The sequence below is a fragment of the Nesiotobacter zosterae genome (assembly GCF_033843645.1).
Lineage (GTDB): Bacteria > Pseudomonadota > Alphaproteobacteria > Rhizobiales > Stappiaceae > Pseudovibrio > Pseudovibrio zosterae.
Genome location: NZ_JAWXVZ010000013.1, coordinates 1 through 16,479, shown reverse-complemented (window position 1 = coordinate 16,479; position 16,479 = coordinate 1). Strand labels below are relative to the sequence as shown.

At 51.6% G+C, this 16,479-nt stretch carries 12 protein-coding genes; 4 read left to right on the top strand and 8 right to left on the bottom strand.

What is annotated here, in order from left to right; translation table 11 throughout:
- Positions 1 to 269 precede the first annotated feature (269 nt).
- Positions 270 to 1,589: a GntP family permease gene (locus Q3Y58_RS17065; protein WP_319623077.1), complete on the bottom strand. Its 1,320-nt coding sequence runs from the start codon at positions 1,587 to 1,589 to the stop codon at positions 270 to 272.
- A 909-nt stretch (positions 1,590 to 2,498) separates the two neighbouring features.
- Here Q3Y58_RS17065 and Q3Y58_RS17060 point away from each other — a divergent pair.
- Positions 2,499 to 3,701, top strand: a complete 1,203-nt coding sequence (locus Q3Y58_RS17060; RefSeq protein WP_319623147.1) for a methyl-accepting chemotaxis protein — start codon at positions 2,499 to 2,501, stop codon at positions 3,699 to 3,701.
- Between the two features lie 18 nt (positions 3,702 to 3,719).
- On the opposite strand, the gene Q3Y58_RS17055 is transcribed toward Q3Y58_RS17060, so the two are convergent.
- The 5 genes from Q3Y58_RS17055 to Q3Y58_RS17035 form a co-directional block, all read right to left on the bottom strand.
- Positions 3,720 to 4,760 carry a succinylglutamate desuccinylase/aspartoacylase family protein gene (locus tag Q3Y58_RS17055; RefSeq protein ID WP_319623076.1) on the bottom strand — a complete coding sequence of 347 codons (1,041 nt, stop codon included), beginning with the start codon at positions 4,758 to 4,760 and terminating at the stop codon, positions 3,720 to 3,722.
- Positions 4,761 to 4,765: 5 nt separating this feature from the next.
- Positions 4,766 to 5,671 (bottom strand): 30S ribosomal protein S6--L-glutamate ligase, encoded by a 906-nt coding sequence (gene rimK, locus Q3Y58_RS17050; protein WP_274219224.1) that lies wholly within the window; start codon positions 5,669 to 5,671, stop codon positions 4,766 to 4,768.
- Positions 5,672 to 5,753: 82 nt separating this feature from the next.
- On the bottom strand, positions 5,754 to 6,221 hold the full coding sequence (locus Q3Y58_RS17045; RefSeq protein ID WP_319623075.1) for an ATP-dependent zinc protease family protein: 468 nt from the start codon (positions 6,219 to 6,221) through the stop codon (positions 5,754 to 5,756).
- A gap of 194 nt (positions 6,222 to 6,415) precedes the next feature.
- On the bottom strand, positions 6,416 to 7,174 hold the full coding sequence (locus tag Q3Y58_RS17040; protein WP_319623074.1) for a transglutaminase-like cysteine peptidase: 759 nt from the start codon (positions 7,172 to 7,174) through the stop codon (positions 6,416 to 6,418).
- 89 nt (positions 7,175 to 7,263) lie between these two features.
- The gene (locus Q3Y58_RS17035; RefSeq protein WP_319623073.1) at positions 7,264 to 8,391 is read right to left on the bottom strand and encodes an alkane 1-monooxygenase; all 1,128 of its coding nucleotides are present in this window, start codon (positions 8,389 to 8,391) and stop codon (positions 7,264 to 7,266) included.
- A 215-nt stretch (positions 8,392 to 8,606) separates the two neighbouring features.
- Here Q3Y58_RS17035 and Q3Y58_RS17030 point away from each other — a divergent pair, with 215 nt between their 5' ends.
- Positions 8,607 to 9,671, top strand: a complete 1,065-nt coding sequence (locus Q3Y58_RS17030; protein ID WP_319623072.1) for an NAD-dependent epimerase/dehydratase family protein — start codon at positions 8,607 to 8,609, stop codon at positions 9,669 to 9,671.
- A gap of 3 nt (positions 9,672 to 9,674) precedes the next feature.
- Here the strand turns inward: Q3Y58_RS17030 and Q3Y58_RS17025 are convergent, their stop codons facing one another.
- Both Q3Y58_RS17025 and Q3Y58_RS17020 read right to left on the bottom strand, forming a co-directional pair.
- On the bottom strand, positions 9,675 to 11,363 hold the full coding sequence (locus Q3Y58_RS17025; RefSeq protein ID WP_319623071.1) for an aspartate:alanine exchanger family transporter: 1,689 nt from the start codon (positions 11,361 to 11,363) through the stop codon (positions 9,675 to 9,677).
- 378 nt (positions 11,364 to 11,741) lie between these two features.
- A complete protein-coding gene (locus Q3Y58_RS17020) occupies positions 11,742 to 11,951 on the bottom strand; it encodes a hypothetical protein (RefSeq protein ID WP_274219218.1) in 210 nt (69 codons plus the stop codon).
- Positions 11,952 to 12,648: 697 nt separating this feature from the next.
- Between Q3Y58_RS17020 and Q3Y58_RS17015 the strand changes: the two genes are divergently transcribed.
- The gene (locus tag Q3Y58_RS17015; RefSeq protein WP_319623070.1) at positions 12,649 to 14,343 is read left to right on the top strand and encodes a methyl-accepting chemotaxis protein; all 1,695 of its coding nucleotides are present in this window, start codon (positions 12,649 to 12,651) and stop codon (positions 14,341 to 14,343) included.
- A 276-nt stretch (positions 14,344 to 14,619) separates the two neighbouring features.
- Entirely contained in the window at positions 14,620 to 16,308 is a 1,689-nt protein-coding gene (locus Q3Y58_RS17010) for a methyl-accepting chemotaxis protein (protein ID WP_319623069.1), read from the top strand.
- Positions 16,309 to 16,479 lie beyond the last annotated feature (171 nt).

Here is a 16,479-nt window from a genome sequence, read left to right as displayed (position 1 = left end):
TCGCCCCTTTTGCGAAGAACGCAGAGTCGGAGCGATTTAATTGTATGCAGGGGTATACTAAAAAGTCAGCAAATTGCAAGCTTCGGCGAGCGCAAACAGGCGTTTCTACACGACACCATAACGCTTCAGCCTAGTTTCTAGAACAAACTGGTCAGAAGATCCACGTATTCGTGTAACCATCCTCAAATGCCGTTTATCTGTCAAATGCAAAACTCGCCGCAGGCACTTCGGCCAGCGACGAGACATGGCATGAATAATGGAAGCAGTCTCTATCCGTATAACAGCGTCAGAAATACCACTGCGCAGGCTGTCACGAACATCGGTATGACAACGGTTACCACCCCGAAGTCTTTGTAGGCTTCTTTGTGCGTCAGACCCATTACCATAAGCATGGTGATCACCGCGCCAGAATGCGGCAAGGAATCTAGACCACCAGCAGCGATCGCCGCAATACGATGGAATATGTCTGGATCTGCGCCACGCGCAATGAACTCCTGCCCCATACCTTGCATGAAAATAGTCAGGCCACCGCTGGACGAACCAACGATGCCAGCAATGATGTTGGATGCCAACGCGATGGATGTATAGATGCCGAAGTCCAACCCCATAGCAAAGTCTACAAAGCTCTGAAACGCTGGCATGGATTTGACCACAAAACCAAATGCGACAACACTCGACGTATTCAGAAGAGCAAGAACACTGTTTTGCGCGCCAGCATTAAAGCTCTGCACTGGATTCTCTAAATATTTCCAACTCGTTGCGAAGATTACAAGGATGCCACCACCAAGCGCTACACAAACAAGCTTCACCGTGTCTATATCACCGGAGAAGGCCACAATGCTGCCGATGATCACAAAGATTGGCAGGACGGAGATCATCCAGTTGGGAAGCGCCGACGCATCAGGGTCTTGCTGGTTCTCTACTCCTAAAAGCTCCGGATAATCATGAGAAGGATTGAACTCAGCCGCTTGCAAGGCCTTGGTCCCCTCCCGTTGAAGGTAGAAGTATCCCATACCGAACATTGCCAGACTGCACAGGATACCCAAAATCGGAGCAGACATTGGCGTGCTATCGATCGTCTGCGCCGGAATGATGTTCAAGAGAGATGGGCTACCAGGAAGCGCGGTCATTGTGAAGGTACAGGTACCCAGCCCCAAAGCGCCGAGAATGAGACGCTTGGGCAGCCTCGCCCGGAAGTAAAGCGTTTTGGCAATGGGGAAGATGGCAAAGACCACCACAAAGATAAGAACTCCACCATAAGTCAGGAGCGCAGACGCCAGAATTACAACCAAAATGGCATGTTTGGTACCAAAGGTCGTTGTAATCTTATAGGCAATGGCCTCAGCTGCGCCGCTATCACCCATGAACTGACCGAATATGGCACCCAACGCGAACAACACAAAATAGCTGCCAATAAATACTTTGAGCCCTTCGATATAGTCTCCCGTAATGACGGTCCAAACGTCACCACCATTGGATAGGATTACTATCACCGAACATAGAGCCGTGGCTGGCATCATGCCCCAACCTTTGTATGCAAGAAAAATAAGAAGTGCCAGTGCACCGATAATGCCAATAACGCCCAGCATTATAATATTCCCTAAGTGTATAGGGGCAGAAATATTCAGCTCTCCCAGTATTCAAATCGTATCCCGAAAAAACAGCAAATTTACTGGAAGTCCAACTCAGGCAATCTAAGCAATTGATTGAGTTTAAATGTGCGACTGAACGAACCGCGCCCTAAAAAATCCTCCATAAGCGCTAGCAGCAAAGCCACAAACGCCCACTCCCAGAAGACTTGATCTTGGTGAGATGGCGGACAACCGATCCCCCCAGACTGCCGTCTCAGCTTGGCAATGTGATTACGCACCCATTTGGACAGAGCCGTCACACAGAGACTGGCTGACCATCTCTCGAGGAATGTCTTTGGGTGCCACGATGTCAGTGATCATTGTTCTTCTCCTGTAATCTCTTCAGGAAACCTTGAATTGATTTATCTTCCATACCACCAGCCAAGATGAACAAGGGCGTTGCTTTCAAACAGCGTCGCACAAACTGGGCCAAGGTACAGTCGCAGGCCCCAGTGGATACCAATCTTCTGTCAAGTTGCTGGACACTATCGCCAGACCTCCCTGGACACACTTGGCAACCAACAGGCTACAAGTGATATTCTTGACACGAACAAGCACGAATGATTACGAGCAGCTACGCAAAACAATAATGATGAAATGGGATTGGGGGGCTCAGCGCTATGCCCAGCGCCGGACTGAGCGCAAGTTCAAGGCTATCAGTCATTGCGCAACAGCCTGCCAAAATATCTAGCATCGATAAATATATATTGCGGGTATAATGTAATTTTCATCACTTATACCCCAGCGGCACCCTTCATCGATTTCACACCTTGTTAACCTCTGCCTACCTAATGCTTTCAAGTATTAGCATGTGGCAGCGTGGGACTAATCATGAAAATCAATGGCATAGCAGTAAATATAGTGGCGATGCTGGCCCTGGAAATTCTACTTATTACAGACTTCTGGTATATCAACACTGAAGAGGCGCATGCTGCGACGAGCACATCTGAGCTGGTGGGTGTGGCAATTCTACTGCTCGGCACCATTCTAATTGCGACCTCAATTTGGGGCCTAGTAAAAGCCAATAAGTTTCAAGTCTGGCTGCAGTACTTCGCTCAGACCCTGAAGGACGGAAAAAACCTTCCCGAATATGGTGACGCTCCCCGGACAGGCGTTTGGGCAACGGCTGTCGAGCTGCTCATTCATCTAACCAATGAACGCAACGAGGTAAACCAACAGCAGCAACAAATGCAAAGCCTTCAACTACAGGAAACAATGGATCGTAGCGAGAACGCCCGCAAGATCGTTGCCGAACATGATGAGTTCGCAACAGCGCGCTACGCAAATCTCAGCACCACCATTCAAGAGGTTCGGTCTTGGGCAGAGGGTTTCCACAGTAGAACAGAAGAGGCCGAGCAGCACGCAGCGGCAACTCTGAGGGAAACCGAGAGAGCCGATCAGGCAGTACAGTCAGTGGCTACGGCAGCGGAAGAGTTGTCCATGTCCATTGCGGAGATTGAACGGCAAGTGGACCTCAGCTTGAAGGCCGTTGATCAAAGCCAGGAAGCCATTGGCACATGCCGTGAACAAGGCGAGCGTTTGAACCACTTGGCATCTGATGTTGCCGAGTACTGCAACAACATTGCTGAAGTTTCGAACCAGACCAAGCTTCTGGCCCTCAATGCATCAATTGAAGCGGCGCGCGCTGGTGCGGCTGGCGCTGGATTTTCTGTCGTGGCAGAAGAAGTCAAGCGTCTGGCGGAGTACACTGAGCAAATCGTGGAAGATCTGAATGCACACCTCAGCCAAGCTGGCGCGGCAACGGCCGCAAATCTTGACGCAGTGGGCACAATCAGCAAATCCATGGAGGATGTTTCGGTCTACTCAGCCGCGATCAGCACGTCAATCGCTCAGCAGACCGCCGCAGCTCATGAAATCAACCTGGCCTGCAAGGATATGGTTGAGCGCGCAGACATCGCTACCAAAGACGTTGCTGCAACGGCTGAGCGCGACCGGCGCACCATGGAAGAATCCGGTGTGCTGCTTGGCAACCTCGGCTGCCTTTCTGCTTCCATACTGGAACTGCAAGCCGAGACTGCTTGCTTCTTGAAAAAGGTCGAGGCGGTTTGAACGAGTTGTGAGGGCGGTCTAGATGATCTCGTCCTCATCATAGAACGGATCGTTCTCAAGCTGCGTAACGAGGCTCTCGATTGTATCGATGGCCTCGTTTTCACTTTTAGCCTCTGCAAGATGGTAGAGCCCATCCCCCTCATAGACCACCGGCAGGTTTGTGCGTCCGATGATTATACCGTCAATCTGAGCTTTCACTTGCTGTTCAACTTCGCCAAACGGATCGGAGATAATGCCAAGCACTTCGCCCTTTTTCACGAAGGTCCCTGTACGTTTATAGCTTCGAAGCAAGCCGCCGGCAGGCGAACGCTGCCACCTGCTGCGATAACAAATGACCGGATTTTCCTTTGGCTGGGCAATACCGCGCCCGGATATCATATCCAGATGGCGCAGCACGCGCAGAATACCGGAGGTGCCTGCTCGAATGGCCATTTCATCAAACCGCAGACTCTCCCCCGCTTCAAACAAAAGCACCTTTGTGCCGTGCTCCGCAGCAGCATGACGCAGTGAGCCTTCGCGCACCTTGGCCAGTAGTGTAACCGGCGCCCCGAAAACCCGTGCCAAATCCATCCCCGCTCTGTCTCTTGGCGCAATTCGAATTTGCGGCAAGTTCGTTCGATGGATCGCGGCGGAGTGGAGATCAATACCGTAGTCAGATTTCTGAACGACCTCGGTGAAAAACAAGTTGGCTATGCGCCCCGCCATAGAGCCGCTCTCTGTTCCCGGAAAGGACCTGTTTAGATCCCGACGGTCCGGCAGATAACGAGATTGGTTCATGAAGCCGAAGGTGTTTACAATCGGCACCACCAGCAGCGTGCCACGAAGGCGCGACAAGGCCTTGTTTTGCAGAAGTCGGCGCGCAACCTCAACACCAATGATTTCATCACCATGAACAGCGGCACTAACGAAAACAACCGGACCAGGCCTCTTTCCATGAACCACATGCACTGACATCGCAATTGGGGTGTGATCAGACATGGTTCCTATTGGCAGCTCAACGGTTTGCCGAGTACCTGAAGGAACAGACTCATCACCAATTCGAAAGCTTTCACGCAGCACAGGCTCTACCCCTTGCCTTTGGTTTTCGTCTTGCCGACGCTTGCGTTCCGCGCAATGAAGTCAATGATCTTGCCCGCAACATCCATTCCGGTCGCCTTTTCTACGCCCTCAAGTCCCGGTGAAGAGTTGACCTCCATAACGACAGGCCCTTCCTTGGAACGCAGCATATCTACGCCGCAGACATTCAAGCCCAATGTCTTCGCCGCACCGACAGCTGTTGCACGCTCTTGAGGCGTGATCTTCACAGTACTTGCTTTGCCGCCCCTGTGCAGATTGGAGCGGAACTCACCCGGCGCACCTGTGCGCTGCATCGCGGCGACCACCTTGCCACCAATGACGATTGCGCGAATATCGCTGCCTTCGGCCTCTTTTACGAACTCCTGTACGAGAATGTTAACGTCCGCACCGCGAAAGGCCTCAATAATTGACTTCGCTGAACGGTCTGAATCCGCCAGCACCACACCAATTCCTTGCGTTCCCTCGAGCAGTTTAATGACCAGAGGAGCCCCCCCAGCAAGACGAAGAACTTCCTCTGACTGTTTTGGATAGTGCGCAAAGGCGGTTGTCGGCAGACCAATGCCATCGCGTGCAAGCAACTGCATGGAACGCAGTTTGTCACGAGAACGGCCAATTGCGACTGACTCATTAAGCGGAAAAACGCCCATCATCTCGAACTGACGCAACACAGCCAGGCCGTAGAAGGTAACTGACGCTCCAATTCGAGGAATGACTGCATCGTATGCGGGCACTTTGGTGCCACCATAGTAAATCTCAGGACGTCTTGATGCAATGTTCATTGTACATTGAAGTGTATTCAGAATATCAAGCTCGAAACCCCGCTCTTCAGCAGCTTCTTTAAGACGCCTGTGAGAGTAAAGGTTCGGATTTCGGGATAACATTGCAATTTTCATCGATACTCTCCACGCAATAAATCAAAAATCGCCAATGAGGCGACCAGTCTTTGGGGCTTTGTTATTTAAGAATACGCTGCTGTCAGCTGAGGGCAACCGGACGTCCGGATAAAAATGACTTTGAAGCATTCACAAGGACGTTGCGCCCCTTAAAAGCCGTACGACCAAGGATCATGTCAAAGCCCATGTTTTCACGATTGGCCAGAGACACCTCAATATGCCACTTGTGCCAACCGAGCATGAGGCTAGTCTTTACGATGTAGCGCTCTTCAGGCACACCGCTGGTATTTTTGATCATACGCTGATCATGAATAGCAGCTTCTAGTGTAATGGCACGGTGCTGGCCCTTGAGCGCCGGTATGGTGAACCGTAGCCACGGCACGCCGTTACGTGTAAATGTCTCATCTATCCGGCTGTTAAGAGCAGAGGTTCTAGCGCCAGTATCAATCTTGGCTTTCATTTCTGAGATCTTAAAATCCGGGAGGGCGACGTACTCACGCCAGCCAATAATATCTGGCTGCAAGTGCCCTGATTTGACGCCACGCTTCATGGAAGGCTTCCTTTTCACAAGAAAACTCCCTTGGTTGCCGCAGTTGTTCCCTAAGTAGTCGGTGAATCAAAGCGCAATTTGGCGGAGTGTTCGCGTCAAATGACGTGAAGTTCAACAAAATGAAATACGTATGAATACGTACAAAGCCTTTAATGGCACGATCCCCACGATCGCACAACCTGCTGGTACAACTCCTACTTACAGATAGTGGGCAAGCTGGTGGTGCGGTTGTCACCTATATGTACCCAGTTCCGCGGTGAGACAGCGGACTGGCGACAAGTATATCGATAGGGCGTCGCATACCACGGCAGTATGGCAGGGCTTTTGCTGTCCAGCACAAGGTCGCCTTGCTCTGTCACCACCGTCAAGACTGCATGACCACGCTTTTCTCGGTCAACCCCGACAGTGACAAGGAGTGTCTCCATGGGCCAACCGAGAGCAAGGAGCAGCCGGCGTTTTTCGAGAGCAAAGTCCTCGCAGTCCCCCGCACCCTGCTTTGGGAAGGCCCATTGCTCTGCAATCCCATAGAGCACCTGATCAGGAACACGATTTATTGCTGCATTAACCTCCCGATTGACCTTCTGAAGTTGCGCCCACCGCCGAACATCAAGCCGCATTCCAGTTGGAAACTCACCCGCGCCAGCACTTTCACATTGCGCGGGGTTGTCCTCGCAGAATGCATCAAAACCTTTCGGGGAAGGAGCAGCACCCTCAATTGGCATGAACCTTTGGGTGTCAGTTTCTCGTTCTGAAGCATCAGCAGAAGGTGTGCTCAGCAATTCCTCAGCCAAGGCTGAAGCCTGAACCTGCAGAAAATGCAAACCGGAGATATCAGACCCCAAGAGCAAAGGCTGCCCAAGAGAAACTGAGAAGGCGAGGATTGGGACAACCAATAGGAATCGAGGAATGGCGGACACGAGGCACCTCTGCTGCTCGAAACCGGCTTCGGACATACGTATCCGACGCCGGTATCGGCAGGTTAGCCAAGCCGCCTCACCATCACATTAAGGAGTTAGCGGTGTTTTGAAGCAGGTTTTAAAGACTACCCTTTATTTATCAGAGAGGGATCATTGTTGGCCCATGCCATCACTTTGGGATTCATGATCCGGAACCACAGCGGGGGAATGGCGGCCAAAACAAAACACCCCGGATATCCACTTGGCAGCCTTGGCAGATCGGGGAAGTTCCGAAGCACCTGGTATGGACGAAGTGGATTGGAGTGGTGATCCGAGTGGCGCTGCAGATGGAAGGTCGCCAAGTTGGAATAGATATGGTTCGTATTCCAGGAATGCCTGGGCTGACACGGCTCATATCGACCGTTTTCCATTTTCTTGCGCTTCAGTCCGTAGTGCTCGACATAGTTTGCCTGCGTTAGGCCGTACCATCCAACCACATGGTGCACAATGATGAAGGGCAGAACCCCCGGGCCAAACCAAACAACGAGACCAGCCGCAATGGCAAGCGTGATGGCGTATCCTTGGAGAATGTCATTGCGCCACGACCAAACAGAATGGCCTTTCCTCTTGAGACGCTCCGCCTCATGATGCCAGCCACGCACAAAACCACCTGGAATTTCACGGAGCGCAAATCTGTAAATGCTTTCTCCGAAACGCGAGCTCGCCGCGTCCTCAGGTGTTGCCACTTGAACGTGATGACCTCGGTTGTGCTCGATGCAGAAATGTCCATATCCAACCAGCGCGTTGCTGATTTTCGCCCCCCATTGATCAACCTTGTTGGTCTTGTGCCCCAGCTCGTGTCCAACGGTCAAACTATTCGCGTGAAAGGTGCCAACGCCCACTGCAAAGACCAGCACAGCCCACAACGGCGGGCTGTAGGTGCCAACAACCCAGACAGCCGCGAAGAAAGTCAGGTAATAGATCGGAATGATGCAAAAGAGCAGCACACGAAAATAGGGATCCTGTTCAAGACGGGACATCACGTCATCCGACGGGTTGTAGGGATCCTCTCCAAACAGCATATCCAACAGCGGCATCCCAACGAAGAAATAGAACACAGGGAAACACAACGCTGCCAAAAACCCTGTCTCTACGTAGACCAGCATTGAGGCAATGGGCAAAAATGCCGTTACAAATGCAATCAACCAGAGATAGCGCTTCCCATTTCGATATCGAGCGGCGTTATTCGTCAAATCATTGAGCTCTGCATGCATAGATAAACCCTCCCAAGATCACCTATAAATCACATATTACGCTAGGTTATATATTAAACACATCAAATCAAGTAATAAACCAAGGGGGAGCATCACTACAAAAAGAGCGACCAATACTTTTGGCTTTTCTGCATTATAACTGTGAGTAATGACAAGCCACCAAGTCATTGCCTATATTCAGTGAAGTTGCAGAATCCAACCAAGGAACGGTCTGCGTGTTTAAAGTTGATACCTCAGCTCCCATTCTGGTCACCGGTGCTTCAGGCTATGTTGCCGGATGGATCGTCAAAAGCCTTTTGGAGGCGGGCGCAACTGTCCATGCGTGTGTCCGCGATCCCGGAAATCAGACCAAGCTGCAACATCTCAGCAACCTTGCTGAGCGCACCAACGGCAAACTGAAGTTTTTTGCTTCTGACCTGTTAGAGAAAGGCTCATACGCAGCCGCCATGAAAGGCTGCAAATTTGTGTTTCATACTGCCTCGCCGTTCACGATCAGTGTGCAAGACCCCCAACAGGAACTCATCGATCCTGCCTTGAAGGGAACCACCAATGTTCTTGAACAGGCGAACAACACGCCTTCGGTGCAACGTGTCGTGCTTACAAGCTCCTGCGCAGCGATCTTTGGAGACAACGCCGATATAGAAAACACACCAGGTGGGGTATTCACAGAAGAGGCATGGAACACTTCGTCATCACTCTCACATAACCCCTACTCTTACTCCAAACGCCTCGCGGAACAGAAAGCATGGGCAATAGCCAAAGCGCAAGACCGCTGGGATCTCGTGGTCATCAATCCCTCTCTTGTAATTGGGCCAGGCCTTAATCCAAACGCCACGTCAGAGAGCTTCTCACTCATCCGCCAGTTCGGCAACGGCACACTGCGGCATGGGGCGCCCAAATGGGGCATGGGCGTCGTTGACGTCCGGGATTTGGCAGAGGCTCATCTCGCCGCAGCCTTCACACCGGAAGCGCATGGCCGCAACATCATAAACGGGCACAACACCGATTTCTTCGAGATGAGCAAGATCCTTCATGGCACCTATGGAGATAGCTTTCCGATCCCCAAAGCCGCTGCGCCAAAGTGGTTGATCTGGCTTGCAGGCCCGGTGGTCAACACATCCATGACACGGAAGATGATTGCTCGAAATGTGGATGTGCCCTTTAAGGCGGACAACACCAAAGCAATTAGGGAACTGGGTGTTACCTATCGCCCCCTGCGCCAATCACTGGAAGAAATGTTTCAGCAGCAAATAGATGCAGGTGCTTTTGCGAAAAGCTGACGCCTAAAGCATAACGATTGCTGTTCCAGCTAGTGTCAGAAGGACATTCGCCAACGCATAGGTACCTGCATATCCCAAGGCAGGAACTGTACTCTTGGCCGCCTGCTGAACAATTCCAAGAGCTGGAGTACTGGTCATGGCTCCGGTAAGCGCCCCGAACAGAAGTGCTGGGTTCATGTTCAACGCAAAACGGCCAAAGGCATACCCCACGAGAAGCGGAACACACGTTACCACCACCCCGCAAGCGAACAGGATCGGGCCGAGGGAAGCAAGCGCGCCGACAATGCCACCGCCCGCATTAAGGCCAACCCCCACCATGAACAGCAAAAGTCCCAGCTCCATGAAGATGAAGCGTGCGGCGGCGGGCATACGGCCAAATGTCGGCCGATTGGCGCGCAGAAAGCCAACGCAAATGCCTGAGAGCAACAACCCGCCAGCGTTGCCCAGCCCAATATCGATACTGCCGATCTTGACGGTAATCTGACCAATGATGAGGCCTGCAACAATGCCCGCGGCAAAGGTCAAGAGATCCGTTTCAACGGCTTTGCGGTCTTCTGCTCCTAGGTGCGCGATCAATCGGTCCAACGCCAAGCGCTCCCCGGACACAATCATCACATCGCCTCGCTGCACGACAGTACCTGGTGAGACCGGCATTTGGATCTGAGAACGGGTGAGACTAGAGAGAAAGCACCCGAACTTGTCGTAGATACCGATCTCTGCCAGCGGCTTGCCAACCGAAGCCGGGTTCGTAATGACAATCTCCGCCACATCAATTTCCGCGTCGATAAGATCCTCATCAAGAATATCTGCGGTCAAACCGGGAAGCTTGTGGGCCTCGGCATGCTCCTCAGGTGTTGCAAATACAGCAACCTTGTCGCCCATCTCAACAATTGTGTCAGAACGCGGCTCGATGAGTTCAGAGCCGCGCTTCAAACGATAAAACGCCCTGAGGTTCGCCGACTGAGCCTCGTGTCGTGACAGAATCTCATCAAAAGTCTTTCCCGCCAGATCAGGATCATCCACCGCATACGCCCTTAAAATGGGACGTTTCACCCTGTACTTCTCCCGGTCGCTTTTGATCCCACGCTCCTTGGAGAACTGAAGGGCCGCAGCCACCAGGTCAACTCGAAGAATACTGGGCAGGATCCTCACCACCATCAAGAGCCCAACAGTACCGAAAATGTAGGTAATGGCGTATGCAACACTGATGTTCTCAATGAGCGAACGGGCAGTTGCCCCCTCGGGTACCCTTACAAGCCCAGAAGTTACGGCGTTTTGTGCGCCCACAAGAGTAGGTGTACTTGTCAGACTACCCGCCATCAGACCCGCGGCGTAGCTGCTCGGCAGGTCAATCACGGCGGCAAGACCAAAGACAAGACTGAAGGACACCGCCGTCATGAAGAGGGTCAGCACCAGATAACGCGGCCCGTCAAGGCGCAGCACGTTCAATATCTGTGGTCCAGCCTGCCAACCTACCGAATAGATGAAAAGCGTGAAGCCAAGAGACTGAACAATCGGATCCAGCTGGAAGTTGTAGTGCCCAAACACAAGGGCGCACAAAAGAACACCGCCGGTAACGCCGATCTCAAACCGCGCAATCTTGATGTTGCCTATCAGATAACCAAACGCAATGATTGTGAAAACGACAAGAAGGGAGTTGTTATGAAACAGCTGTGCAAGATCAATGATCATAATGTCTTTGCTCTCCTGCGTGCCTGTACCAGCTCTGGTTTCCGAAGCTGAGAGTTCTCTCAGGGGGCACCCGGAAAACTACCACGCAAGAACCTTTAAATTTGTTGGATCGTTCAGATCAAGAATTGATGCATTCGCGCTACACCCTTGTGACACCTATCAAACCCTCCCCAGAACGGTAACCAGTGCCAACAGGAGTTTGCTTGCTCAATGCAACGTATAGGCAAGTTTTGTTAAGGAGACGATAACTTTCGCGCGTATCTTGCAGCAACTACACAACTGGTTTTGCAGTATCCCATCTTTCGAACATCATGCGCGCCAACAAAAAGCGCAGGCCCATAACTTGCCTGCGCATGTATCGCGAATATGCTTGCCAGATTAGAGGTCGCTGTGATCCACCTGATGGATCAAGACTTCCTGCCCCTTATCGACTTCAAATAGGGTGTAAACAGGATCTTGGGTCTCGTCCTCAGCTACAGGGCTTTGCTGCTGGTTCCGCTCCATAAGCTCCGCAACAATGAATACTCCAAAGACCACCGCAAGGGCGATGGTGCACACAGCAATCTTGTCACCGATATTTAGCGACATAACGCTTTCCTTCATGATTGTTTTAGTGCTGCCCACCTGAAGTTCAGGACGCGGGCCTGTGGCTCCTATTTGCATCCAGCGTAGTTAACGAAAACCTACTTCACATATCAATACTTGAGTTGATAGAGATAAATACTCAACTAAAGATAGAATAAAGGTTACATATCTGCAATATAAACCATTTATCTCTTTATAATCACGATGTAATGATGTGGAGATTAATATTCAAAAGACCTATAAAACATCAATGTAAACTACCAATAAGCTGACGTAATAGTAAAGTAATAACGGTAATATTGGGGATTATGAAGAAAGCTTTGCCTGAATCAAATATCCATGTTCAACAGCAGCTCTGAACTTCATGCCGTTGAACAGCTGCACACAGCAACACATCCTTGTGGCGAGTTCGAGATGTAGCTCTCTCATGCACTTTGAGAGACGACTATTGCCAAAGGTAGCGGCACTTTCAAATGAGCACCTCATCAATCAAATGAACAAAGAATTCGAACAGGGGCGCGCGCTATACTTACTTAAAATTGTAGTATTTGCATCCACATATACAAAATGGAGGGAAAGCTCTATCAAACCGGCAGCATATTAATATACCACAACCAGATTTTAACCATTGATTAGCAAAATTTACTGAGTGTGGAAGACAAGCCTACGAATTTTCACCCATATGATTTGGTAGAAAAATATGTCGCTGTCCAGACTCCCACTCGCTTGGAAGATCGCCCTTCCCTCTGCTGCCGTCTTCATTTTTGCTCTTCTGCTTGCAGCCTACAATCTCAACGCTCTCTACTCTTCAATGGTGTCAGAGCGCCAGGACACCATCAAGCACATTACACATACCGGCATGTCTGTCCTAGAGCACTTCCACAAGCTGGAGACCTCTGGCCAGCTGACACGTGAGGAAGCACAGGCAGAAGCCAAAGCAACCATCAACGAGATGCGGTACGACAACGGAAACTACATCTTCGTTTACAAATATGACGGCACAAACCTTGTAACTCCAGGCAGCAATCTGGAAGGCAAGAACCTCATCGGACTCAAAGACGAAAATGGCGTCTTGATTGTCCGCGAGCTGATTGAACGCGCGAAGCAAGGCGGTGGTCGTTTGGCCTATGTCTGGCCGAAAGCCGGTGGCACAATCCCCTACGATAAAGAGAGCTGGGCAGAAGGTTTCGCGCCATGGGGCTGGATGATCGGAACAGGCGTCTATGTTGATGACATTCAGGCTGCCTTCTGGGAGCAGGCCGGGATCTCACTGGGCCTTACAGCGCTCGGGTTCGCCGTGGTCGGTATCATGGCATGGAGCACAATTGGTGCAATCAATAAGCCAGTCCTGCGTCTCACCGACAACATGCAACGCCTGGCTGAGGGTGATACCTCTGTTTCTGTCGAGGACACCGATCGAAGCGACGAAATCGGCCGCATGGCAGCAGCAATGCAGGTCTTCGTGGAGAACGAACGCAGTCGAAAAGTGATGATGGAAACTCAACAGCGGGAACAGCAGGAAGCGTTGCAGCGCGGCGAGGCAGTGCAACAACTCTGCGCGGACTTTGATGTCGAAGTTTCCGAAATGCTTCAGTTCGTTGCCGCCTCTGCACAAGAACTCAAAACCGCATCCACTCACATGGAAGGCAATGCTCAGAACACAACAGAGCAGAGCCACCGCGTATCCTCAGCCTCCGCACAAGCCTCTTCCAATGTTGAGGCGGTTGCCTCTGCAGCAGAGGAGCTGGCAGCCTCAGTGAGCGAAGTCAGCCGGCAAGTGCAGAAGTCCAACGAAATGGCGCACCAAGCCAGCAGCGAAGCTATAAGCACCAACGACCGCGTCTCCAAGTTGGCCGAGTCCGCCAAACTCATCAGCGAAGTCGTCACCCTCATTCAGGCCATCGCTGAACAAACAAACCTTCTGGCTCTCAACGCCACGATCGAAGCAGCGCGCGCAGGCGAAGCAGGCAAAGGCTTTGCGGTGGTAGCAGCAGAGGTGAAAGAACTGGCGAACCAAACCTCCAAGGCGACGGAGGAAATTGACAAGCAGGTCTCTGACATTCAGCAGGAAACAGAGCACACTGTGGCAGCAATCGAAGTCATCTCCCGCACGATTGAAGACCTTTCCTCTACCTCTGCCCAGATAGCGGCGGCTGTCGAACAGCAGCACGCAGCCACACAGGAAATTGCAAGCAACGTCACTCAAGCATCACGGGTGACACAAGAAGTATCCGAAAACATTGGCTCCGTTGCTCAGTCCGCAGAACATACCCAGCAACAAGTCGGCATAGTAAGTGGATCTTCAGAAACCCTGCAGCAACGCGCCGATGCACTACAAGATCGCGTGAAAGGCTTCCTTGGCGCGGTACGGGAAAAGTCAGTCGTGAATGGCTAAAATGAAGTGTTCTTAGACTTCGGGGCCGCCGGATCTTTTCGGCGGCTTCCAATCCGGATCAGTGTGATTGCCTCATGTGCACACACCCCACCCTGCAACTAAAACGATTAATTTTTACCAATCAATAAAATAAATCTCCCTCTTTTATTTTTGGTTGACATACGCAACCAAACAAACTCCCTCGATTTCAGGTGAGCAAATCTCGCCATTAATCAAATATTGAGCAATTTTTACTCATCATACCCAAACTACTTGCTGCAACCTTTGGGTAAAAACATGTCACTGGCAAAACTTCCGCTAGCGTGGAAGATCTCTCTTCCCGCTGTTATCGTTCTCATTTTGGCTATAGGCCTTTCAATTGTGAACCTCTCCGCCATCCGCAGCTCCATGGTCGCGGAACGCGTCGCGAGTATCAAACACCTCACCGACAGTGCGCGTTCCATAGCCGAAAGCTTCCACAAAAAGGAACTTGCGGGTTCTCTGACACGAGATGAGGCCCAATCCCTCGCGAAGGAGGCCATCGGTGACATACGCTTCGACAATGGAAATTACATTTTCGGCTACGAGTCTTCAGGTACAGTAATTATTCTGCCGAACAAGAAGCTCGTCGGCAAAAACCTGATGAACATGCAAGATCCGAATGGTGTTTACCTTATTCGGGAGCTGATCAGCGCGGCTCAAAATGGCGGCGGGCAAGTGAGCTATATGTGGCCCAAAGCGGGATCTGACGTGCCAATCAACAAGGAAAGTTGGGCGGTTGGTTTCGAACCATGGGGCTGGATGCTCGGCACAGGCGTTTACACCGATGATATTGACGCCGCATTTTGGGGTCAGGCAACACGTAACATCATTATTGGGCTGCTCGGCTTCGCGATCGCTGGCGCGCTGGCTTATGTTACTGTGCGTTCGGTCAACAAGCCAATTTCTGATCTCATTGAAAACATGCAACGTCTTGCAGACGGCGACAGCAATGTAGAAGTGAAGTACGAAGACCGAACCGACGAAATCGGCCGGATGGCGAGTGCAATGCGCGTGTTCATCGAGAACGAACACAACCGAAAGGCTCTTGAGGAAGCGCAACAGCGTGACCAGCAGGAAGCTCTGCAGCGCGGCCAGGAAGTTCAAGAACTATGCGCAGGTTTTGATCTAGAAGTCTCAGAAATGCTGCAAATTGTCAGCAGCGCGGTTCAGGAACTGCAAGGCGCTTCCGGGAGCATGGCAGGCAACGCTGAAAACACAACCACCCAGAGCCAGCGCGCCTCAGCAGCGTCCTCGCAGGCCTCATCCAACGTTGAGGCTGTGGCATCAGCCGCAGAAGAGCTTGCTGCTTCTGTCAGCGAAGTCAGCCGTCAGGTGCAAAAGTCCAACGACATGGCCCATCAGGCCAGCAAAGAAGCAACAAGCACCAACGACCGCGTCGGCAAGCTTGCACAGTCAGCAAAGCACATCAGCGAAGTGGTCACCCTTATTCAAGCTATTGCCGAGCAGACCAATCTGCTGGCGCTGAATGCAACCATCGAAGCTGCCCGCGCAGGGGAAGCCGGTAAAGGCTTCGCAGTGGTGGCAGCTGAGGTCAAGGAACTTGCAAACCAAACCTCGAAAGCAACTGAGGAAATCGACAAGCAGGTCTCTGAGATCCAGCAGGAAACCAACCACGCTGTAGCTGCAATTTCTGCAATCTCTGCGACCATTGAGGATCTGTCTGGCACATCAGCTCAAATCGCAGCGGCGGTCGAACAGCAACACGCAGCAACGCAGGAGATCGCGAGCAACGTGACACAAGCCGCCCGCGTGACCACTGAAGTGTCTGAGAGCATTGTCTCAGTGTTCAACAGCGCTCAGGAAACGCAGCAACAAGTGGACGTTGTAACTGGCTCTTCGGATACTTTGCAGTCTCGTGCAGACCAGCTACGTGACCACGTCAGTAAGTTCCTCTCTTCAGTTCGGGATCGCTCAGCAGCATAGTTCTCCGCTATCGAAGACCAGAAGACATCAGAAGCCGCCCCCAACGGAGGCGGCTCAGATTGATGACAAACCCCGTCATATTTTTGGCGGGGTTTTCGTTTTTTAGGTCTGCGGCGCGGCCTAAAACTACCCCTTGCGACTTACGCCGCCGTAGCTTGTGTTTTGGTGTTC